The sequence below is a fragment of the Ruegeria sp. CF8 genome (assembly GCF_056537285.1).
Genome location: NZ_JBQFRG010000009.1, coordinates 129,622 through 148,505, shown reverse-complemented (window position 1 = coordinate 148,505; position 18,884 = coordinate 129,622). Strand labels below are relative to the sequence as shown.

Annotated in this window: 21 protein-coding genes; 14 read left to right on the top strand and 7 right to left on the bottom strand. The window is 55.5% G+C overall.

Annotated elements, in window-relative coordinates:
• Positions 1-33: 33 nt before the first annotated feature.
• The 4 genes from ACR0EV_RS19060 to ACR0EV_RS19045 are packed head-to-tail and all read left to right on the top strand — an operon-like array spanning position 34 to position 4,164.
• On the top strand, positions 34-1,161 hold the full coding sequence (locus ACR0EV_RS19060; RefSeq protein WP_480801550.1) for an ABC transporter ATP-binding protein: 1,128 nt from the start codon (positions 34-36) through the stop codon (positions 1,159-1,161).
• On the top strand, positions 1,161-2,051 hold the full coding sequence (locus tag ACR0EV_RS19055; RefSeq protein ID WP_480801549.1) for an ABC transporter permease subunit: 891 nt from the start codon (positions 1,161-1,163) through the stop codon (positions 2,049-2,051). The genes ACR0EV_RS19060 and ACR0EV_RS19055 overlap by 1 nt, the downstream gene beginning before the upstream one ends.
• Positions 2,048-2,866: an ABC transporter permease gene (locus ACR0EV_RS19050; protein WP_171095769.1), complete on the top strand. Its 819-nt coding sequence runs from the start codon at positions 2,048-2,050 to the stop codon at positions 2,864-2,866. The genes ACR0EV_RS19055 and ACR0EV_RS19050 overlap by 4 nt, the downstream gene beginning before the upstream one ends.
• Positions 2,863-4,164, top strand: coding sequence for an NAD(P)/FAD-dependent oxidoreductase (locus ACR0EV_RS19045; RefSeq protein WP_480801548.1), 1,302 nt, complete (start codon positions 2,863-2,865; stop codon positions 4,162-4,164). Before ACR0EV_RS19050 ends, ACR0EV_RS19045 begins: the two co-directional genes overlap by 4 nt.
• Before the next feature lie 9 nt (positions 4,165-4,173).
• On the opposite strand, the gene ACR0EV_RS19040 is transcribed toward ACR0EV_RS19045, so the two are convergent.
• The 3 genes from ACR0EV_RS19040 to ACR0EV_RS19030 are packed head-to-tail and all read right to left on the bottom strand — an operon-like array spanning position 4,174 to position 6,983.
• Entirely contained in the window at positions 4,174-5,043 is an 870-nt protein-coding gene (locus tag ACR0EV_RS19040; protein WP_480801547.1) for a phosphotransferase, read from the bottom strand.
• A 50-nt stretch (positions 5,044-5,093) separates the two neighbouring features.
• Complete coding sequence (locus ACR0EV_RS19035; protein WP_480801546.1) at positions 5,094-5,756, bottom strand: flagellar hook capping FlgD N-terminal domain-containing protein; 663 nt, start codon at positions 5,754-5,756, stop codon at positions 5,094-5,096.
• A gap of 3 nt (positions 5,757-5,759) precedes the next feature.
• A complete protein-coding gene (locus ACR0EV_RS19030) occupies positions 5,760-6,983 on the bottom strand; it encodes a flagellar hook-length control protein FliK (RefSeq protein ID WP_480801545.1) in 1,224 nt (407 codons plus the stop codon).
• 111 nt (positions 6,984-7,094) lie between these two features.
• On the opposite strand from ACR0EV_RS19030, the gene ACR0EV_RS19025 reads away from it, so the two are divergent.
• The 6 genes from ACR0EV_RS19025 to ACR0EV_RS19000 all read left to right on the top strand — a co-directional run bounded on the left by ACR0EV_RS19025 (position 7,095) and on the right by ACR0EV_RS19000 (position 10,784).
• Complete coding sequence (locus ACR0EV_RS19025) at positions 7,095-7,370, top strand: rod-binding protein (RefSeq protein WP_480801544.1); 276 nt, start codon at positions 7,095-7,097, stop codon at positions 7,368-7,370.
• Positions 7,360-7,719, top strand: a complete 360-nt coding sequence (locus ACR0EV_RS19020) for a flagellar biosynthesis protein FlgN (protein WP_480801543.1) — start codon at positions 7,360-7,362, stop codon at positions 7,717-7,719. The genes ACR0EV_RS19025 and ACR0EV_RS19020 overlap by 11 nt, the downstream gene beginning before the upstream one ends.
• 209 nt (positions 7,720-7,928) lie before the next feature.
• The gene (locus tag ACR0EV_RS19015) at positions 7,929-9,140 is read left to right on the top strand and encodes a flagellin N-terminal helical domain-containing protein (protein WP_480801542.1); all 1,212 of its coding nucleotides are present in this window, start codon (positions 7,929-7,931) and stop codon (positions 9,138-9,140) included.
• A 77-nt stretch (positions 9,141-9,217) separates the two neighbouring features.
• On the top strand, positions 9,218-9,592 hold the full coding sequence (flaF, locus tag ACR0EV_RS19010) for a flagellar biosynthesis regulator FlaF (protein WP_480801541.1): 375 nt from the start codon (positions 9,218-9,220) through the stop codon (positions 9,590-9,592).
• Complete coding sequence (gene flbT, locus ACR0EV_RS19005; RefSeq protein ID WP_171095786.1) at positions 9,592-9,993, top strand: flagellar biosynthesis repressor FlbT; 402 nt, start codon at positions 9,592-9,594, stop codon at positions 9,991-9,993. The genes flaF and flbT overlap by 1 nt, the downstream gene beginning before the upstream one ends.
• Positions 9,990-10,784, top strand: coding sequence for a DUF1217 domain-containing protein (locus tag ACR0EV_RS19000; RefSeq protein ID WP_480801540.1), 795 nt, complete (start codon positions 9,990-9,992; stop codon positions 10,782-10,784). The genes flbT and ACR0EV_RS19000 overlap by 4 nt, the downstream gene beginning before the upstream one ends.
• A gap of 86 nt (positions 10,785-10,870) precedes the next feature.
• On the opposite strand, the gene ACR0EV_RS18995 is transcribed toward ACR0EV_RS19000, so the two are convergent.
• From ACR0EV_RS18995 to ACR0EV_RS18985, 3 genes are all read right to left on the bottom strand, one after another.
• Complete coding sequence (locus ACR0EV_RS18995; RefSeq protein WP_480801539.1) at positions 10,871-12,445, bottom strand: DUF427 domain-containing protein; 1,575 nt, start codon at positions 12,443-12,445, stop codon at positions 10,871-10,873.
• Positions 12,446-12,552: 107 nt separating this feature from the next.
• Positions 12,553-13,254: a winged helix-turn-helix domain-containing protein gene (locus ACR0EV_RS18990; RefSeq protein ID WP_480801538.1), complete on the bottom strand. Its 702-nt coding sequence runs from the start codon at positions 13,252-13,254 to the stop codon at positions 12,553-12,555.
• The gene (locus tag ACR0EV_RS18985) at positions 13,226-13,513 is read right to left on the bottom strand and encodes a hypothetical protein (protein ID WP_480801537.1); all 288 of its coding nucleotides are present in this window, start codon (positions 13,511-13,513) and stop codon (positions 13,226-13,228) included. Before ACR0EV_RS18985 ends, ACR0EV_RS18990 begins: the two co-directional genes overlap by 29 nt.
• Positions 13,514-13,689: 176 nt before the next feature.
• On the opposite strand from ACR0EV_RS18985, the gene ACR0EV_RS18980 reads away from it, so the two are divergent.
• From ACR0EV_RS18980 to ACR0EV_RS18965, 4 genes are all read left to right on the top strand, one after another.
• Entirely contained in the window at positions 13,690-14,148 is a 459-nt protein-coding gene (locus ACR0EV_RS18980) for a hypothetical protein (protein WP_480801536.1), read from the top strand.
• A 110-nt stretch (positions 14,149-14,258) separates the two neighbouring features.
• The gene (locus ACR0EV_RS18975) at positions 14,259-14,876 is read left to right on the top strand and encodes a ribonuclease HII (RefSeq protein WP_480801535.1); all 618 of its coding nucleotides are present in this window, start codon (positions 14,259-14,261) and stop codon (positions 14,874-14,876) included.
• Between the two features lie 107 nt (positions 14,877-14,983).
• Positions 14,984-16,084: a site-specific DNA-methyltransferase gene (locus ACR0EV_RS18970; protein ID WP_171095800.1), complete on the top strand. Its 1,101-nt coding sequence runs from the start codon at positions 14,984-14,986 to the stop codon at positions 16,082-16,084.
• 140 nt (positions 16,085-16,224) lie between these two features.
• Positions 16,225-17,607, top strand: coding sequence for an adenylate/guanylate cyclase domain-containing protein (locus ACR0EV_RS18965; RefSeq protein WP_480801534.1), 1,383 nt, complete (start codon positions 16,225-16,227; stop codon positions 17,605-17,607).
• Between the two features lie 79 nt (positions 17,608-17,686).
• On the opposite strand, the gene ACR0EV_RS18960 is transcribed toward ACR0EV_RS18965, so the two are convergent.
• Positions 17,687-18,823, bottom strand: coding sequence for an alkane 1-monooxygenase (locus ACR0EV_RS18960; protein WP_480801533.1), 1,137 nt, complete (start codon positions 18,821-18,823; stop codon positions 17,687-17,689).
• Positions 18,824-18,884 lie beyond the last annotated feature (61 nt).

Sequence of the window (18,884 nt, the reverse complement as noted above, 5' to 3'; positions counted from 1 at the left end):
CTTTCCTGTCCTTAAGTACAAGCGGGGGCTGCCTTGAATTCTGACGTCTTTGCGCCGTGGGATGACCCACAGGCGAAACCCTTGATCCAGTTTCAGAATGTGACCAAGCGCTTCGGCGAGTTCACGGCGATCGACAATCTGTCTCTGGATATATTCGAGCGTGAGTTCTTTGCCCTGCTTGGTCCGTCGGGATGCGGCAAGACAACGATGATGCGGATGCTTGCCGGGTTCGAGACCCCGACCGAAGGTCATATCCTGCTGGGCGGTGAGGATATCGACCCTATTCCACCCAACAAGCGCGCTGTGAACATGATGTTCCAGTCATATGCTCTTTTCCCGCATCTCAGCGTCTGGGAAAACATCGCGTTTGGTCTGCGTCGGGACAATATGCCGAAACACGACCTTGAAGAGCGGGTTGAAGAAATGCTGCGCCTGACCCGGTTGGAGCAGTTTGCCCGCCGTAAGCCGCATCAGATTTCAGGTGGGCAACGACAGCGCGTGGCTTTGGCGCGTTCACTTGCGAAGGCCCCAAAGCTTTTGCTGTTGGACGAACCGCTGGGCGCGCTCGACAAGAAATTGCGCCAAGATACGCAGTTCGAATTGATGGACATTCAAGAGAAAACTGGCACCACATTTGTAATCGTCACCCACGATCAGGAAGAGGCTATGACAGTCGCCAGTCGAGTGGCGGTGATGGATCAGGGACAATTGATGCAGGTTGCCACGCCCGACCGGATCTACGAGAACCCGGCCTCGGTTTATGTCGCTGATTTCATTGGGGATGTGAACATTATCGAAGGCCGCGCAGCCCCTTCGGGTGAGGATACTTATCAGATTGATTGGGCCGAAGGTCAGGCTCCTTTAACGGCGTCATCATCAACGGGCTTCTCAAACGGTCAGTCCTGCCATCTGGCGATCCGCCCCGAGAAGGTGACCATCTCAGCCGAGCGGCCAGTCGATGCGGTAAACGCTGTTCAGGGCAAGGTTCATGACATTGCCTATCTGGGCAATCTGTCCACCTATCATGTAGAATTGGCAAACGGCACAATCATCAAGGCACAGACGGCGAACACCCGCCGTATCTCGCGCCGTTCGTTCACTTGGGAAGACCCGGTCTGGCTGTCGTGGACAGCGACGGCTGCGGTTTTGCTGGCGAACTGATGCGCCGCGCCGTTCTGATCGCCATCCCTTATGTCTGGTTGCTGGCACTGTTTCTGGTGCCATTCTTCATCGTTCTGAAGATATCGCTGTCAGACACCGCACTTGCCATCCCACCTTATACTCCGACGTTAGATCTGTCCGCCGGTTGGGCGGGGCTCAAAGAGTTCTTCAGCCAACTGGATTTTGAGAACTATGTCTGGCTGACTGAAGATGATCTGTATTGGAAAGCCTACCTGTCCAGCGTCAAGATCGCTTTGATCTCGACCTTCTTTACATTGCTGTTCGGATACCCCATCGCCTATGGCATGGCCCGCGCGCCTCAGGAATGGCGGCCAACGCTGATGATGCTGGTGATCCTGCCCTTCTGGACCTCATTCCTGATCCGGGTTTACGCGTGGATGGGTATCCTTTCGAACGAAGGGTATCTGAATCAAATCTTGCTTTGGACGGGTCTAATTTCGACGCCGCTGACGATCCTGAATACCTCGACCGCCGTCTATATTGGCATCGTTTACACCTATCTGCCCTTCATGATCCTGCCGATCTATTCGGCGTTGGAACGCTTGGATGGATCGCTGATTGAGGCGGCCGAAGATCTGGGTTGTTCGCGGTTGCAGGCCTTCTGGCTGGTGACTATTCCACTGTCCAAACCCGGCATCATTGCAGGTTGCTTCCTTGTGATGATCCCGGTGATCGGTGAGTTCGTGATTCCCTCGCTTCTGGGCGGTTCGGGCACACTGATGATCGGCAAGGTTCTGTGGGAAGAGTTCTTCTCGAACCGAGACTGGCCAGTGGCCAGTGCAGTGGCGATTATCTTGCTACTGATCTTGGTGGTTCCCATCGTGCTGTTCCAGCGCAACCAGCAGAAACAGGCGGAGAGTGACGGATGAACAGGTTAAGCTGGTTCAATACTGTTTCGCTGACGCTGGGATTTGCGTTCCTTTACATCCCGATGATCATCCTGATCGTTTTCAGCTTCAACGAAAGCAAACTGGTTACGGTCTGGGCAGGGTTTTCAACCAAGTGGTACGGAGAGCTTCTTCAGAACGAGGCGTTTTTGGATGCCGCCTGGGTCACAGTCCGGGTGGCGGTTTTCTCGTCTACACTCGCAACCATTTTGGGAACGGCTGCTGCATATGTGCTGGTCCGCAGCGGGCGGTTTTTTGGTCGGACGCTGTTTTCTGGCATGATCTACGCGCCGCTGGTGATGCCCGAAGTGATCACCGGCCTTTCGTTGTTGTTGCTGTTTATCGGCATCGGTCTGGATCGAGGGATTCTGACCATCGTTCTGGCGCACACCACCTTCTCAATGTGTTTCGTGTCGGTGGTTGTATCCTCGCGTCTCATCACATTTGACCGATCACTGGAAGAAGCAGCGCTTGATCTCGGATGCTCACCCGCGCAAGCTTTCCGCCTTGTCACCCTGCCGATCATCGCACCGGCGGTGATTTCGGGCTGGTTGCTTGCCTTCACCTTGTCGCTGGATGATCTGGTGATTGCGTCTTTCACATCAGGGCCGTCTGCGACGACCTTGCCGATCAAGATTTTCTCGGCCGTACGTCTTGGTGTAAGCCCGGAAATCAACGCGCTGTCCACGATCATGATTGCTGTGGTGACGGTTGGGGTCATCACGGCCTCGCTTGTAACCAAACGGGCAATGGTTCGTCAGCGGCAGGACGAATTGGCCGCTGCGCGCACCGAATGAAGCGGATTTTTCCGAACTACGCGTACAGCAACCAACCACGCGACGGGTGTTGGTGGGATGAAACGATTTCCAGCCCCGATTGGCCAGAGGTTCAGGAAGATCTGCAAGTAGATGCCGCCGTGATCGGCGGTGGTTTTACGGGGATTTCTGCTGCCTTGCATTTGGCTGAAGCCACTTCGGTTGCGGTATTCGAAGCTGGCACTCCGGGATGGGGTGCGTCCGGACGCAATGGCGGTTTTTGCTGCTTGGGTGGCTCGAAACTGAACGATGCCGCGATGGAACGCCGGCATGGTCGCGCCGAGGCGCTGGCCTATGAAACTGCCGAAGCAGATGCCGTGCAGTTGGTCGCCGATCTTCTGGCGCGGTATCAAATCGATGCTGACACGCATTCGAACGGTGAAACCCAACTTGCGCATTCAAAACACGCGATGGATGTGTTGCGCCAAAAGTCAGACAAGACCGGAATAGTGCACGAAGCCAAAGACTTGCCCGCGTTGGGAATGGAGGGGGCATTTTACGGGGGGTACACGATGCCCGTCGGATTTGGGTTGAACCCACGGAAGTACCTTTTCGGGATCGCACGCGCCGCCAAGACCAAAGGTGCACATCTGTTTCAGAACAGCCCGGTTTTGGGTGTCGATAAAACCGCTTCGGGGTTTGCATTGCGAACCCCAGGAGGGCAGGTCAATGCGCAAGTTGTTTTGGTTTGTACCAACGGGTATTCCAGCGAAGATATCCCGGATTGGATGTCAGGGCGTTACCTGCCAGCACAATCGACCGTTATGGTCACGCGACCGCTCAGCCAGACCGAGCAATTGGAACAGGGCTGGACCTCGGCCCAGATGTGCTATGACACGCGTAATCTTCTGCATTATTTCCGCTTGATGCCGGACGGGCGATTTCTGTTTGGTATGAGAGGTGGGTTGCGCTCTTCTGACCGTTCAGAGGCATCAATCCGGGCAAAGGTTCAGCAGGATTTCAAAAAGATGTTTCCCGCCTGGGCGCAGGTCGAGGGCACGCATATTTGGTCCGGGTTGGTGTGTATGTCGCGTGCGTTGACTCCCTATGTTGGACCTGTACAGGGGCAACCGGGTATGTTTGCCGGCTTTGCTTATCACGGAAATGGCGTTGCCATGGGAACCTACAGCGGACGGGCTCTGGCTAGGTTGGCTCTGGGGCAGAGTGCCGGTTTGCCTGCAGCTATGTGCCAAACGCCTGAAAAATTTCCACTGGGGCGCTGGCGTCGCATGCTCATGCCGCCGGCCTATGCCCTGATGGGCCTTGCGGATCTTAGATAAAGGCGAAAGTCACAGGGCTGCTGCTTCCAGCTTCAGTCCTTCAGCATAATCCGGCGCGCCGTTTTCTGCGCGCCACAGGCAATAGGTGGCCATGCGCCACGCATACCAAGGTTTTAAGCGCCGGTAACGGTCCGCAATTTCCGGATCGCCGTAGGCGTTCAGAAACTGCTCTTCTTCGAACTTTGCCAAAGCGGCCCCTCGGTACAGGCGTTGCATGGCCGGAGAAAGAAACAGTGCCAAATCCTCGGTAGGATCACCAAGGGCAGGGCATTGCCAGTCGATCAGTGTCAGGTTTGTTCCTGCAACCAGGATGTTCCCAGCTACCGGGTCGCCATGAATCAGGCACGTCTTTTTCGCAGGCGCCACCGTTTGCATGGGTTGCTGTCCCAACAATTTGTGCCGCGCCTCAGATGAGCAGCCCTGCAGAATACGAACCCCATGCGCCCTGAGGTCCTCACTGCCGTTGCATCCGGCTGGGGCTGAAAAAGAAAGCGTGAGGTCGTGTAACCTGCGCAGCAACACACCAACCTTGTCGGCTCCTTCCTGCCAGGGTGTTCCAGGGGCATGGTCATAGAAGACCCAATGCGCATCTTTGTAACGTCCCGAGTCGCGCAACCTTGGTACGAACCCTTCCGGCCCGAGAATCTTGAGGCATTGCGCCTCTAGTTCTGGGTCATTGCGAAACAAGGGGTTGCGAAGGGCCGTGTTGTACAGCTTCAATACCTTGTCGCCGCTGTCTTCCAAAACCTTCCATACCCGATTGGTGCGACCGCCATAGAGTGTTTCAAATCGCGCGCGCGCGCTGACCAACCCCTGAGCGCAGAGGTGGTCAACCAGATCGCGAGGAGGGGCAGGCGTTTCAGGCAGGGGTCTTGTCACTTCTTTTGGCGAGTCGATTTGCCAAGCTTTGGACGCTCCCGCGCCTCAGATCAAGCGCCAGTTCGGACGGCGTTTACGTCGCTTGCTGAAATCACTTGCCCACCGCTGAGGGTTAAAAGCACTGTATCACCACCAACCTGAGCCTCAATAACGCGGTTGTAGGCGGCGACGGGTGTTTGGGTCAGCAGCTCTCCATTCATGTAGCTTTCCAGCGCCGCTGTGTAGTTGCCGGTGCTCATTGGATCGCCCGACGAGGTAACGCCGGCCCACACGAATTCGGATTGAGCAGGGGGTACGGTTACTTTGTCGAGCACGGTCCCATTTTCGTCACGTATCACCAGCTTGGCTGTGTCGGCTTGCGGATCAGCCTGGGCAAACAGGGTCTTGGGTTGCCCGTCAAAGTGAAAGGCGGAAGTTGATCGGACATCCATACCGACCCAGCTTGCAAGTTCATTGAGGTTTACACTGCCCAGCGTGCTTGCCAACGATGACAGATGATCATTGGTTTGAACTTGTTGCTCGACCATCGAGAACTGAGCCAGTTGTGATGCGTATTGGGTCGAGTCCATCGGCTCTAGCGGATCCTGATTCTGGGCTTGCGCTGTGAGCATCAGCAAAAAGGTTTCGAAATCCGATGTAATCGCCGAAGTCTGTGCGTTGTTTGCAGGCGGCTGAGAGCTTGCTGACTGCGTCGTGGTGACTGGGGTGATCATGTGTCAAAACCTCATATCGATGCCCCGGCTTGGGACTAAAATTTGTGGAAGTGAGTCGGTTTGAACATCCGAATCGCCTTTTATCGTTTCAAAGATGGATCCCGACTCGGTCTCGTTGGGGTTAGCCCTGCCCGTGTCCGCGTCGGAGGCTGTGCCCAGATCAAGGCTCAACTCACCGTATCCCAGTTTCTGAAACTCTTCCGTAAGTACGGAAATGTGACGTCGCATCAGCTCCAGGGTTTCTGGGCGTTCCAAGGCAATTGTCATGTGCAGCCCGTCATCGCGCCCGTTCAGAACAATGGAAACACGCCCTAGTTCTTCGGGGTTCAATGCAATTTCAGTTATCCCGGTCCCCGGGCGCGTCTGAATGGACGCCGCCAACTGCCCGGCGATTGCACGTGCAAGTTCGGCGCGAGCTGATGCCAACGGCGCAGAAAGCTGCGGTGTTGTTTCTCGTGGAGCAAGTTGGAGCGGTTCGTCCTTGGCGAAAACTGCTGGCTCAGCTTCCTTTACAAGGGCGTTCTGTTCTTTCTCAGCAAGAGTTGCCATCAGCTGAAGCTGTGCAACGGGTGGCGCGCGATCTGGTATTGCTGGTTTGGCCGTTGAAGGTGTGACTTCGGGCGGTTGTACAGGGTCAGTGTTTTGAAGGTTTGGACCGATGTCCGGCACGCTGAATTTGCCGTTTGCGTTGATCATTTGCTCGATAGGTCGGCCATTCTCGGCTCTTTTCATGGGTATCGGCTGTTGGGCCACAGCAGTGTGAACCAATCCTGCATCAGATCGCGCCGCTGTGGGTAAAATAGGATCGGTGAAGTTACGCTGGCCCGAGGACGTAGAAGTTTGCGGTTGCTCAGGCAGCTCACTGTCAAAAATACGCGGAACGCCTGCCTGAAGGTGAGTGCTTGGAGTCTGATCGTCCTCAGGAATGAACATCCTGTCGGCACGTTTTGTTGAGTTGCCCGCCAAAGTCGCAACAAGTTGCGGTTCCGCAAACGGGGCAGCTTGGGGCTCTGTTTGATCTACTGTCTCTGTTTCAGTTCCCGAGTCTTGTATTTCATGAGAAGCAACCAGCAGCTCGGGTTCAGGCGGCTCATCGCTGCCCGGCTCTTGCCCAAGAATGTCTTCAAAGCTTGTTACTTCACCGTTCTGCCCAGCCTCATTGCGCGTTGAGGTAGGTTTGGCAACGGCAGTCGACGTCGTCGTGGGCAGCATAACTGGGTTGGGCATTTTGCTCCGGCTCCGTGTGATTGCTCCGCACTTTGCCCGCTGGAAGTTACGTTTATTTTAACCGCTTTCGCCTTTGATCAAGAAAGTTCGAAGCAAATTTCGGAGAAAACAATGCAGATTTCCAACAGCTTCTCAGGGGGCCCAACACCCTTGACCCAAACGCGCCTCAAAAACGCAGCCATTGAGTTGGAGGCGGCTTTTTTAAGTGAAATGCTCAAATCCGCAGGGCTGGGAAAGACACGACAGAGTTTCGGCGGCGGGGCTGGCGAAGACCAGTTTGGATCGCTTTTGGTTCAGCATCAGGCACAACAACTGGCCCGATCCGGGGGCGTGGGATTGTCTGAAATCCTGCTCAAGTCACTGATGGAGCAAGCCGATGACATTTGAAGCCGACATGACGCTGATCAAATCACTGGAAGAAGTTCTGGATCTTGAGCGCGCAGCCCTTGTGCAAGGGGATCTTGATCGCCTGGCCCATATGGTGCCGGAAAAAGAGAAACTGATCGGTGCAATCAACGATCTTCAAGTGCAGGACAGTGACGCGTTGATTCGCGTCCAGCGCAAGGTCGAGCGGAATCAGGCTTTGTTGAACAGTGCAGCCGACGGCATTCGGGCAGTTGCCAGCCGCATGGCCGAACTGCGGCGTGTTCGACAGGAATTCAGCACCTATGGCGCCGACGGTCAACGCAGTCAGTTTGCAGTTCGCAGCACTGTAAAGTTGGAAAAGAGGGCATAGGCAGAAGTTTGATTCAAATCCGAAATTATGGGTACTGAGGTTTTAGCATTCCGTTAGGGGGTCTGGTTCAAAAGTGGTGCTGCACCTGGAAACGGCAGGTGGCGCGAACGGCCAAGTGGCGCGTCGCACAGGTCAGAAAGACACCAAAGCCCGCAGGTTTTGTGGGGTGAACATGGGCAAAATGGCCCAAACGGAAAAGGATGAACGCTATGTCCAGCATTCTGACAAACAATGGCGCGATGGTTGCGCTGCAAACGCTGAAGTCTGTGAACAAGAACCTGGCGATGACCCAGAACGCGATTTCGACCGGCAAAGACGTCGCGACGGCCAAGGACAACTCGGCGGTTTGGGCAATTTCGAAAGTGATGGAATCGGATGTCAAAGGCTTCAACGCCATCAAAGACAGCCTGGCGCTGGGGGAATCGACGGTTGCCGTTGCACGGAACGCGTCCGAAACCGTCACGGATCTGTTGACGCAGATGAAAAGCAAGATTGTCGCCGCGCAGGAGGACAATGTTGACCGGGGTAAAATCAACGATGACGTCACAGCGTTGAAAGACCAGATCGCATCGGTTGTCAGCGCCGCCCAATTCAACGGCCTGAACCTGGTCGATGGATCAGCAGGCTCAGCCTCGATTCTGGCGTCTTTGGATCGCGACAATACCGGTGCAGTTACGGCATCTTCCATCTCGGTATCCGGGCAGAACCTGTCTACCGGCGGGTACGTCACAAAACAGGTTTTCGATGGATCGACCGGCGCGTCGACCGGCAATGATCGCGTAGGCGCAACCATTGACAATGGTGCGACCGCTGCGACCGCGCTGGTGACCGATGAATCCAGCGGTGCCTTCGCCGCCGGGGACAAGGTTGTCGTCGCCATTAATGATCAGGTTGTCTCGTACACTGTGTCTGCAGAGGATGCTGCGGCTACAACCACGGGTGACCTTGTCGCAGTGGGTCTGAAGTCAAAGATTGAAGAGCTTGGAATAACCGGCCTGACGGTCGACTATGATTCTGGTACGGCCGGAACCCTGTCGGTGACCAACGGCACTGGTTCTGACCTCTCGTTCTCTGCTCAGTTCGTGAATGCGGGTGCTGGTGGTCTTGGCGCTCTGGCCGGTATTGATGTGTCGACAGGTGCAGGCGCAACTGCTGCGTTGGCTGCTGTTGAGTCGCTGATCGACACGTCGATCGACGCATCGGCTGCGTTTGGTTCGGCACAAGGCCGAATTGAGACCCAGAAAGAGTTCATCTCGGACCTGTCTGACTCGTTCAAGTCCGGTATCGGCTCGCTTGTCGATGCGGATATGGAAGAGACCTCGGCACGTCTGCAGGCGCTTCAGGTACAGCAACAGCTAGCAACTCAGTCGCTGTCGATCGCCAACCAGGCACCGCAGTCGATCCTGTCGCTGTTCGGCTAATCAAAAAAGCAGGCCGGGGCATGATTATTGTGTCCCGGCCCTGATCGCCTGACGGCAACCTTTTGGAAGGATTTCAAGTGACACCGCAAACGCTCGCTCTACAAACCTATGCGCAAGCCGCTACGCCAACACGGACGCCCCGAGATACCGAATACGAAGCAATCTCCAGAATCACGCGGCGTCTCAAGGCGGCGACCGCTCGCAAAGCGATAGATTTCTCGGCGTTTGTACAGGCCGTTCACGAGAATCGGCGGCTTTGGGGGGTGCTGGCAACAGGCGTCGCGGATTCCGCAAACGCGTTACCGAACGATCTACGGGCGCGGATATTCTACCTTGCCGAGTTTACCGAACAACACAGCAGTCGTGTTTTGGGAGATGGGGCAGCGGTTGAGCCATTGTTGGAAATCAACACGGCTGTCTTGCGCGGCCTGCGTCAGATGAGGGCAACTTAATGAGTGGACTGGTCCTGAAACTTGCCCCGAAAGAAAGAGTGCTGATCAACGGCGTGGTTATCGAAAACGGGGATCGCCGCAGCAGGTTTTCAATCATGACGCCGCAGGCCAATGTCCTGCGTTTAAAGGATGCGATCCATCCGGACGAAGCCAACACGCCGGTGCGTCGCGTTTGTTATGCAGCACAATTGGTCTTGTCTGGTGACATGGAACCGGAACACGCCCGGCAGCAACTGCTGCGCCGCGTAGAGGAGTTGAGTCAGGTTTTCACGGATGCAGACAGCCGCCGCGTTCTGTCTGAGGCGACCGATGCGCTGGTGGCCGAGCACTATTACAAATGCCTCAAGTCCCTCCGTTCGCTTCTGCCGAGGGAAGAGCGCCTGATGGCGTATCAGCAATGACCTTTCAGCCTGTTGTCCCTTCCGGAGGAATCGTTGGCTGGCGATTTCTTCAACGCACTTACGAAGGCCAGTTTCAAAGCTTTTCCTCGTCAGCGGCGAATGATCGAGAGACGAAATATTTCATGGAAAACATTGGCAAAGTTCAATCTGCAGAAGACCTTGTATCGGATCGCAGACTGTTGCAGGTCGCTTTGGGTGCGTTCGGACTGGAAGGCGATTTGGATAACAGGTTTTTTGTTCAAAAGATCCTTGAAGATGGTACGCAGGCTGACGACGCTTTGTCAAATCGCCTTGCAGACAAGCGGTATCGCGAGTTTTCCGACGCCTTCGGGTTCGGCCCAGGGGCTGTCAGGAAAACGGCGCTTAGAACAAATATGGAAGAGATTGCGCAGGCCAATTTGTCCGCTCGGTTCGAAATCGCCGTCGGCGCTTCGGATGAAACGATGCGTATCGCGCTTTATGCACAGAGGGAACTTGCAGACCTGGCAAGTAGCACATCAAGCGCCGATACAAAATGGTTTGATCTAATGGGGTTGCCGCCCTTGCGTAGCATGATGGAGACGGCGCTTGGCTTGCCTCCGTCCTTCGCTCAGCTGGATATCGATGCGCAATTGGTCGAATTCAAAAAAAGATTGTTCCAACTGACCGGATCGGAAGATCTGGCGCAGTTCTCCGATCAGAACGCCATTGCGGAACTAACCGACACCTATCTGGCCCGCAGCCAGATTGCACAGATACAGAATACCATTTCACCGGCACAGACAGCATTGATCCTGCTTGGGGCTGTGTGAACTGAACAGCCGTCTGAGGTCGGATTGCGCCTATTGTCTGGCTGGATCACTGGACGCCAGATGTTTTTTTGGCAACAGCCCCAGCCTTAGCCGTCCAGTATAGCATCCGCTGCAGTGCGCAAGGCGTAAGACACGACTGGTTGAGACACGTTGTGTAACTCTACCGCGCCCAGAGGCAAAGCGTTAGAGCATGCAGGTTCAATGTCTTCTGACACAACAATCCGATGCCCTTGTGTTTTGCCAAATTCCCCCAAACGCGCGGCTATATTCGCGGCTTGGCCAATAACCGTGAAATCAAGGCGCTCGCGCGACCCTACGTTGCCATAGGTCACGCGCCCGTAAGCCACGCCGATTGAACAATCGCAATGCGCATCAGAGCCGTCTTTTCGCAGTTCTCCCAACTTTTCCACGATTTGGATTGCCGAACGTTGTGCATTCACCCGAGCGGTCGTGGCGTCCTTTTCCGAAACGGGAAAAACGGCCAAAACAGCGTCGCCGATGAACTTCAGAACTTCTCCTCCGTTGTCGTGAACGATGCCCGAAACCGTTTCAAAGAACGCATTCAACACATTGATGTAAGCGGCTCGGCCCAGTTTCTCTTCGAGGCTTGTCGAGTTGCGGAGATCGCAGAACATGATTGCTGCGTCGATCTCATCCCCATCCCCGCGCCGGATCTCTCCGCCCAAAACGCGGGCGCCTGTGCGTTTGCCGACATAGGTTTCAAGCAAAACCTGGGCATTTTCACGCTGCATGAAAACTTCGTAGAACCGAGCGATCACCGCAGAACACTCGAACACCAGGCCCAGGTTTTCCGTGGTAAACCCATCCGGATGATCACAGGTCAGCGTCAGAACATTTGTCCGTCCATCGGAAAATGGCAGCGGCATGGCTACGTAATCGGTCGCGCCTTTGGCCCGTAAATCCTCCATGATCGGGAAGCTGTTATGCGGGTTGTCATCGTTCAGCCGTTGCCGCACGCCACCAAGACCGTTCGAAACATGGCGCAGTGGGCTGTTGATAAAGGCCGGATGATCATAGATTTCGTAGGTGGGGGCTCGGGTCAGAATCTCTGCTTCGCCTTTTTCCCAGATATAATGCTTGCCCACGATCAAGGGGTGTAGGGACCAGGCCAAGATACTCAGGCGCTGGATCGCGATACCGTGCTCCAGCATTTTTTCAGCCAAAGCTTCGGTAAAGCTCTCTGGTGTCGTCGCTGTTGACGCACCGCGCATCAGCCAATCAATCAGAGGCCCGCTGATGTTGCCATCATCGACTTCGCGCAGGCGGTTGTCGCCCAAATCTATGCGTGTATAGGCGCCGGGTAAAAATCCGATGCAGCCTTGTATTGCTTTGCTTTCCGGCAAAGCGTCTTCGTAGGCCCAGACGGAATTGGCCAGTGTTTCACCTGGTAGGGTGACGTCGTGATAGGTGGCGGTACCCTTGAACGGGCAGAAGGTCTGCAGTTCGGTTTCTTCGCTCAAATCTACACATACGTCCGCACGCGGCACGTAAACCGTGGGCGGTAGGCGTGTTTCATACATAACCTTGGCATTTGAGCTTTCAGCCAAAAGGACATCATCGCGGTAAATCGCAATCCTGCCGCTTAGGGGCTCGACAGAGATTCCATATCCATTCAACTTTGGTGCGGCGTGGACGTTCATATGCGACCTCCCTTGCCTTTGGTATATTTCAGAATGGGCGTTCCCATCGCACTTTCCAAGAGGCTGAAACGGGATTTTACTGGATGCAAGCGTTGGCTTCCAAGTGATCAGACCATCTGAATGACGTCTTTTTCTATGGACAGCATATAGCCTTTCTTGGCGATATTCTTGACCAGAAGTTCGCTGACCATCTGATTTCCAAGCGCATCGCGCAGCCGTTTGATCCGTGTTGCGCCTGCGGCTTCGTCGCAATCGGCAGCATCGCGACCGGAAATCATGGCTTCGATCTGGGCGCCGGACAGAACCTCGTCATCCAACCGGGATTCTGCCAGAACGGAAAGGGTTTCCATGGCAGCGGGTGTCAGTTTGAAATCCATGTTGTTGAGGTAAACAGTGTTTTCCTCGCGACTGATCAACAGGGATGTCACCTGAATACCTGTGCGTTCGATCTGTGCCATGCGTCGATTCATCAGAACCAGCATCACCAGAAAGACCAGCGCCGAGATCATCATCGCGCTGGCGAAAACCAGCAGTACGTAGATGACCATCCGGTAACTGGACAAGGTGTCGGCAAAGGCTGTGCCCGATTGGGCCAAGATCTCAAGCAACCGGATTTCTGTTTGCGAGGTCAGATCAGCCTCGACAAACAAACGCTCGACCCGCGCGTTGAACGCATTGGCATCTGGCAGCGTCCAGAACAGGAAAATGGCGGCCGTGATCAGAATAAGAACGATAGCAGCGATGCCCAGTACAACCAGCCGGACGCCCGACCGGCGCGCATCAGAAACGGAGATAGAATTGTCCGGCATTGCCCTTCCTCTGATCCAGCCCTTCGGGTCCAAAAACGGATTGCACCTCAAGCAGCGTCCAGCCCGACGCGCTCAGGCGCTGGGCGATTTCTGCTTGGGCCTGACCCTTATCGCAGTTCGAGATTTGAATAACCCCGTAATGCAAACGCAGCGGGTTGTCCTTTTTCGCCTTGTAATCCGCATAGCAATCCGCCGCAGACGCAGCAGAGCCAAGCGATATCAGGGCCACAATGCTCAGAGAAGAGAGGATCTGTTTCATAGGCCGCATCCTGCGCATGAGTTATCGCGATATTCAATAACCCAAGGGGTTTGCGGGATCTGATATCCGATAACAGCTGGCCGTTATTGCTTGGCAGGACCGGCTGCCCGCAGTGTCAGGGCAATCAGGACGCGGTCTGTCACACGGTCGCTTGAACAATCAGAAGGACACGCCTCATGCATAAGAAATTCATCGCTTTGATCATTGCGACCGCCGTTGCCATTACCGGCGTCTCGGCCTCTCAGGCGCGGGCGGCGGACGCAAAAGACATTTTGGGTGGTCTGGCGGCCATCGCGATCATCGGGGCCGGAGTTCACTACTATAACAAAGAAAAGCAAAAGGGTCGGGCAGCACGCAATCAAACCTACACTCAAACGCCATATGCGCCGCAGCCGGTGCGCCCATTGCCGCCGCGCGTTGCGCGGTACGATCTGCCCCAGCGCTGTCTGCGTACATATGACGGTTATTCACGGGACCATTTGTTGCTTGGTCCCAAATGCCTCGACAAACACTACAAGCATGCCAATAGCCTGCCACAAGAGTGCAAGGTTGGTTTCTGGAATGGCAAAAAGGTCAAACGGGCGTACGAACCCGCGTGCCTGCGCCAGAAAGGATACCGCGTCGTTTACCAGTAACATCGGTTGAGCAGGAGCGGTGCCAAAGAAGTGCCGCGTCAGAGAGGGCAGTGTGGGCTGCCCTCTCTTTTTTGCTTGCGGTGCTGCGTGAAACGCGGTTTTCCGGTGGCATGACACAGCCAGATTTCGAACTTGAGCAGGCTCTGCTGGAGTGGGGCCACATCCGTATCGCCGGTGTGGATGAGGTCGGGCGTGGCCCGTTGGCCGGGCCGGTTGTCGCCGCTGCCGTGATTCTGAACCCAAAGGATATTCCTGAGGGGTTGAATGACTCCAAGAAACTGACTGCAAAACGTCGGGCTGCGCTGGACGTAGAGATTCGCGCCGCCGCCGAATTTGCTGTGGCTGAGGCCACGGTGGGTGAGATTGACGAGATCAACATCCTGCGGGCCTCGCATCTGGCGATGCTGCGCGCGGTTGAGGCATTGATACCGGCCCCCGATTTTCTGCTGATCGACGGCAATATGATTCCGCGAGGAATGAAGATCCCGTCGCAGGCTGTTGTGAAGGGCGATGCCCGTTCGGTGTCGATTGCGGCTGCTTCGATCCTTGCGAAAAACTGGCGAGATCAGGTGATGGTGGATTTGGCGCAACAGCATCCGGGTTATGGATGGGAAACCAACGCCGGTTATCCGTCAAAACAACACAGAGAAGCGCTGCAAAATCTTGGCGTGACCCCACACCATAGACGTTCGTTCAAACCGGTGCACAATATCTTGTATCAAGAGTAAATTGTAACCTGCTGATTCAAAAAAGAAATTGACGGCGAATCGTCTTTGACTCATCCTTGTCTCAACCAAATGAGCGCAAAAGCGCCGTGGATACTTGAGGCAGTGATATGACAACGACCACCAAAAAGGGCGCAAAAGCGCTCCCTTTAAACACGATTCTATCCGGGGACTGCATCGATGTGATGAACAGTCTGCCCGAGGCGTCGGTTGATCTGATTTTTGCGGATCCGCCCTATAATCTGCAGTTGAAAGGCCAGTTGCACCGCCCGGATAACTCTCAGGTGGATGCGGTTGATGATCACTGGGATCAGTTTTCCAGCTTTGGGGCCTATGACCAGTTCACCCGCGAATGGCTGAAGGCGGCCCATCGTCTTCTAAAGCCCAATGGTGCGATCTGGGTTATTGGCTCCTATCATAACATCTTCCGCGTGGGCTCGGCCTTGCAGGACGCAGGGTACTGGATTCTGAACGACGTTGTATGGCGCAAGTCGAACCCGATGCCGAATTTCCGGGGTAAACGCTTTACCAACGCACATGAGACGATGATCTGGGCCAGCAAGCGCGAAGGTGCGAAATACACGTTCAACTACGAAGCTTTGAAAGCGCTGAACGAAGGCGTCCAAATGCGCAGCGACTGGGTGCTGCCGATCTGCACCGGGCATGAGCGTCTGAAGGACGAAAACGGCGACAAGGCGCACCCAACGCAAAAGCCGGAGTCGCTGCTGCACCGTGTTCTGATCGGTTCAACCAATCCGGGCGATGTGATTTTGGATCCGTTCTTTGGCACAGGTACAACCGGTGCTGTCGCCAAAATGCTGGGTCGCGAATTCATCGGAATCGAACGCGAGGAAAGCTATCGCAAGGTCGCCGAAAAACGCATCGCCAAGGTGCGCAAGTTCGACCGTGAAGCGCTGGAAGTCAGTGCCAGCAAACGTGCCGAGCCGCGCGTACCCTTCGGCCAGCTGGTCGAACGTGGGATGCTGCGCCCGGGCGAAGAGCTGTATTCCATGAACCAGCGCCACAAGGCCAAAGTGCGCGCCGATGGCACGCTGGTCGGTCAAAACGTCAAAGGCTCGATCCATCAGGTTGGCGCGCATCTGGAAAACGCCCCATCCTGCAACGGCTGGACATACTGGTGTTTCAAACGTGACGGAAAAACGGTTCCGATCGATGTTCTGCGTCAGCAGATCCGGGCCGAGATGAACTGATTTCAAGAACACCGCCGGTGCCTGTGGCCTGACACAAGGCACTAAGCCTTGCCCCGCCGATCCTACGGCGGGGTCTTTTGTTTTGGTATCAACAGTGGTTGCATAACGATGACCCTGACACTGCAAGAAAGACCACGGCCATGACCGAGACGACCGCGCAGCCCCGCCGCAGCCTGTTTTTCACGCAGCCTGATACATATGATTTGGACAACAAATACACCGAGGCTGCGTTAGAACGGCACAAGCGCGAAGGATTGGAACTGGCTGTACGCGCCCGTTGGGTGGCAATGGCGCTGACCGGGGTTCTTCTGATTTTCCTGAACCCGCAGTGGGAAGTGCTTTGGTATCACTTCATCCTGCTTCTGATCTGCGCCAACGGGTGGCTGATCCGCCGCGCAGGTCGGGTGGGGCAATCGCGGGCTGAACTCTTTTTGATATTTGTCGATTTGCTGATCATGACGCTTGGAATGGTCGTTCCCAACCCGTTCAGCGATGATGTCCGGCCACTGGCGATGCAATACCGGTTCGACAACTTCCAGTACTTCTTCATCATTCTTGCTGCTGGGACTCTGGCCTATTCCTGGCGCACGGTGATTGCCATCGGTTCCTGGACCGCGATGATGTGGACGGCGGGTTGGATCATTGCCTGGTGGGTGGCGACACCCATTCCGGGGATCAGTGAAAAGGTTGCAGAGGCATTGCAGGGCTATCCGGATGTTGCCGAGCTGTTGGACCCCAACAGCTTTATGGTCCCTCAGCGTATCCAGCAGGTCATCGTTTTTGTCATGGTTGCAGTGACATTGGGTATCTCGATGCGGCGACTGAACCAGCTGCTGATGAGCAACGCCGGTTTGGAACGGGAACGAGCCAACCTGTCGCGATATTTCTCACCCAACGTGGTGGATGAGCTCAGCCAGAATGACGAACCGCTGAAACAGGTTCGTAAAGAGGACGTTGCGGTCCTGTTCATCGACATCGTGGGCTTCACCAAATACGCCGCCGGGCGTGATCCGTATGAAGTGATTGAGGTTCTGCGGGGCTTCCATGCCCGTATGGAGACCGAAGTGTTCCGACACCATGGAACGCTGGACAAATATCTGGGGGATGGTCTGATGGCGACCTTTGGGACGCCGGTGCCAACGCCCTTGGATGCAAGCAACGCGCTGGGATGCGCGCGCGCGATGGTGAAGGTGATCGACCGGTGGAATCTGGATCGTCGGCGTGCCGGAGAACCTGAAATCCAAGTAGGGATCGGGGTGCATTATGGCTCGGTCGTTTTAGGGGATATTGGTGCCAATCGGCTGGAATTTGCTGTGATCGGTGATGCGGTTAATGTGGCCGCGAAATTGGAAGCGCTGACGCGGGATTTTCAGGCGCGTATCGTTGTCAGTGACGCTGTGCGCGAACGCGTTGTGGCAGAAAACGCCTCAGCGTCTGATGCGATGGAAGGTTTCATTGCACATCGCGATCAATCTGTCCGCGGGGTAGAGACGCCGATGAATATTTGGGTGATGAATAACTGAAACTCTCCCGCCCATCAGAACAGCATCGAAGATGCCGTGCTGACAGTTGGGCCTGGCAGCGCGCAAACGCGCGCTGCGGTCACGCTTTGGGCGTCGGATTCAAAGCCTTATTGTAGGGGTGCCAGTCGGTGATCTCGGGGTAATAGTGACGTCGCCATTCCCGAACACGCGGGTTCATCACCCGCCGCCAAAGCGGAGGGATCATCGCCGCAACGGTCATCACCGGATAACCGTACGGCAATTGTGGGGCTGCATCAGGGGTGTGATGTTGCAAAAGCGGAAACCGACGGTTGGGTTTGTAGTGATGGTCGGAATGGCGCTGCAGATTGATCAGCAACCAGTTTGACGCCTTATGCGCCGCATTCCAGGAATGACGCGGCAAGACATGTTCGTACCGACCGCCGCCCAGATATTTCCGAGTCAGGCCATAGTGTTCGACGTAGTTGACCAGCTCGAGCTGCCAGATCGCGACACCGGCTTGCAGCAGAAACAGGGCCAAGCCAGCCCACCCTCCGATCAGCGCTGCCAGTATTAGCATTGCGCCTTGCAGGGCCCAGTATCGCCAAAACGGGTTGGAGCGATCCGTCCATGGCAGGTCTTTGCGGGCCAGCTTGTCGCGTTCGGCGTTGAAGGCTGAGGCAAGGCATTGCCACAGAACGCGGGGATAAAAGCGGTGGAACCCTTCGTTGTACCGGGCTGTCACCGGATCGCGTGGGGTGCCCACATAACGGTGATGGACCAGCAGATGTTCGGACCGGAAATGCGAATACAGTACCATGGCCAAAAGGATGTCACCCAGCCATCGTTCGCCCCGACTTTTCTGGTGCATAAGCTCGTGGCTGTAGTTGATCCCGATTGTACCGGACAGGACGCCCATGCCGAAAAACAGACCGATTTTCGCGGGCGTCGACAGGTGGTTGGTGTGGGTTGCATACCAGATCAAACCAAACAGCGTCAGGAATTGAAGCGGCACCCAGAGCTTGGTCAGCAGGATGTACCAGTGCAACACATCATCAGATGTCTCCGGATCTGCATTCTGCTCGTTCAGGCCGGTGATCCGGTCCAGAACCGCAAACGCCCACCACGTTGAAAGAGGGATCAACAGGACCCACCAGCCTCCGGCAATTGCGGTGAACCAGATTAGCGGGATCAATAGCAGAGAAACCCAGAAAGGGGATGCGGACTGCCAGCGGGACAATGTGCCTGTTGCGATCATTTTTTCTGCTCCGACGTTATGGGCCTAGCCTAACTGCGGCCCGGCGGATTGCACAGCGGTC

What these genes read in the sequence shown, in the direction of transcription:
- ACR0EV_RS18980 (WP_480801536.1), top strand. Translation starts at nt 13,690, where the DNA reads ATGCATAAGAAATTCATCGCTTTGATCATTGCGACCGCCGTTGCCATT.
- ACR0EV_RS18975 (WP_480801535.1), top strand. Translation starts at nt 14,259, where the DNA reads ATGACACAGCCAGATTTCGAACTTGAGCAGGCTCTGCTGGAGTGGGGC.
- ACR0EV_RS18995 (WP_480801539.1), bottom strand. Translation starts at nt 12,445, where the DNA reads ATGAACGTCCACGCCGCACCAAAGTTGAATGGATATGGAATCTCTGTC.
- ACR0EV_RS19035 (WP_480801546.1), bottom strand. Translation starts at nt 5,756, where the DNA reads ATGATCACCCCAGTCACCACGACGCAGTCAGCAAGCTCTCAGCCGCCT.
- ACR0EV_RS19025 (WP_480801544.1), top strand. Translation starts at nt 7,095, where the DNA reads ATGCAGATTTCCAACAGCTTCTCAGGGGGCCCAACACCCTTGACCCAA.
- ACR0EV_RS19030 (WP_480801545.1), bottom strand. Translation starts at nt 6,983, where the DNA reads ATGCCCAACCCAGTTATGCTGCCCACGACGACGTCGACTGCCGTTGCC.
- ACR0EV_RS18985 (WP_480801537.1), bottom strand. Translation starts at nt 13,513, where the DNA reads ATGAAACAGATCCTCTCTTCTCTGAGCATTGTGGCCCTGATATCGCTT.
- ACR0EV_RS18965 (WP_480801534.1), top strand. Translation starts at nt 16,225, where the DNA reads ATGACCGAGACGACCGCGCAGCCCCGCCGCAGCCTGTTTTTCACGCAG.
- ACR0EV_RS19020 (WP_480801543.1), top strand. Translation starts at nt 7,360, where the DNA reads ATGACATTTGAAGCCGACATGACGCTGATCAAATCACTGGAAGAAGTT.
- ACR0EV_RS18970 (WP_171095800.1), top strand. Translation starts at nt 14,984, where the DNA reads ATGACAACGACCACCAAAAAGGGCGCAAAAGCGCTCCCTTTAAACACG.
- ACR0EV_RS19055 (WP_480801549.1), top strand. Translation starts at nt 1,161, where the DNA reads ATGCGCCGCGCCGTTCTGATCGCCATCCCTTATGTCTGGTTGCTGGCA.
- ACR0EV_RS19000 (WP_480801540.1), top strand. Translation starts at nt 9,990, where the DNA reads ATGACCTTTCAGCCTGTTGTCCCTTCCGGAGGAATCGTTGGCTGGCGA.
- ACR0EV_RS18960 (WP_480801533.1), bottom strand. Translation starts at nt 18,823, where the DNA reads ATGATCGCAACAGGCACATTGTCCCGCTGGCAGTCCGCATCCCCTTTC.
- flbT (WP_171095786.1), top strand. Translation starts at nt 9,592, where the DNA reads ATGAGTGGACTGGTCCTGAAACTTGCCCCGAAAGAAAGAGTGCTGATC.
- ACR0EV_RS19050 (WP_171095769.1), top strand. Translation starts at nt 2,048, where the DNA reads ATGAACAGGTTAAGCTGGTTCAATACTGTTTCGCTGACGCTGGGATTT.
- ACR0EV_RS18990 (WP_480801538.1), bottom strand. Translation starts at nt 13,254, where the DNA reads ATGCCGGACAATTCTATCTCCGTTTCTGATGCGCGCCGGTCGGGCGTC.
- ACR0EV_RS19015 (WP_480801542.1), top strand. Translation starts at nt 7,929, where the DNA reads ATGTCCAGCATTCTGACAAACAATGGCGCGATGGTTGCGCTGCAAACG.
- ACR0EV_RS19045 (WP_480801548.1), top strand. Translation starts at nt 2,863, where the DNA reads ATGAAGCGGATTTTTCCGAACTACGCGTACAGCAACCAACCACGCGAC.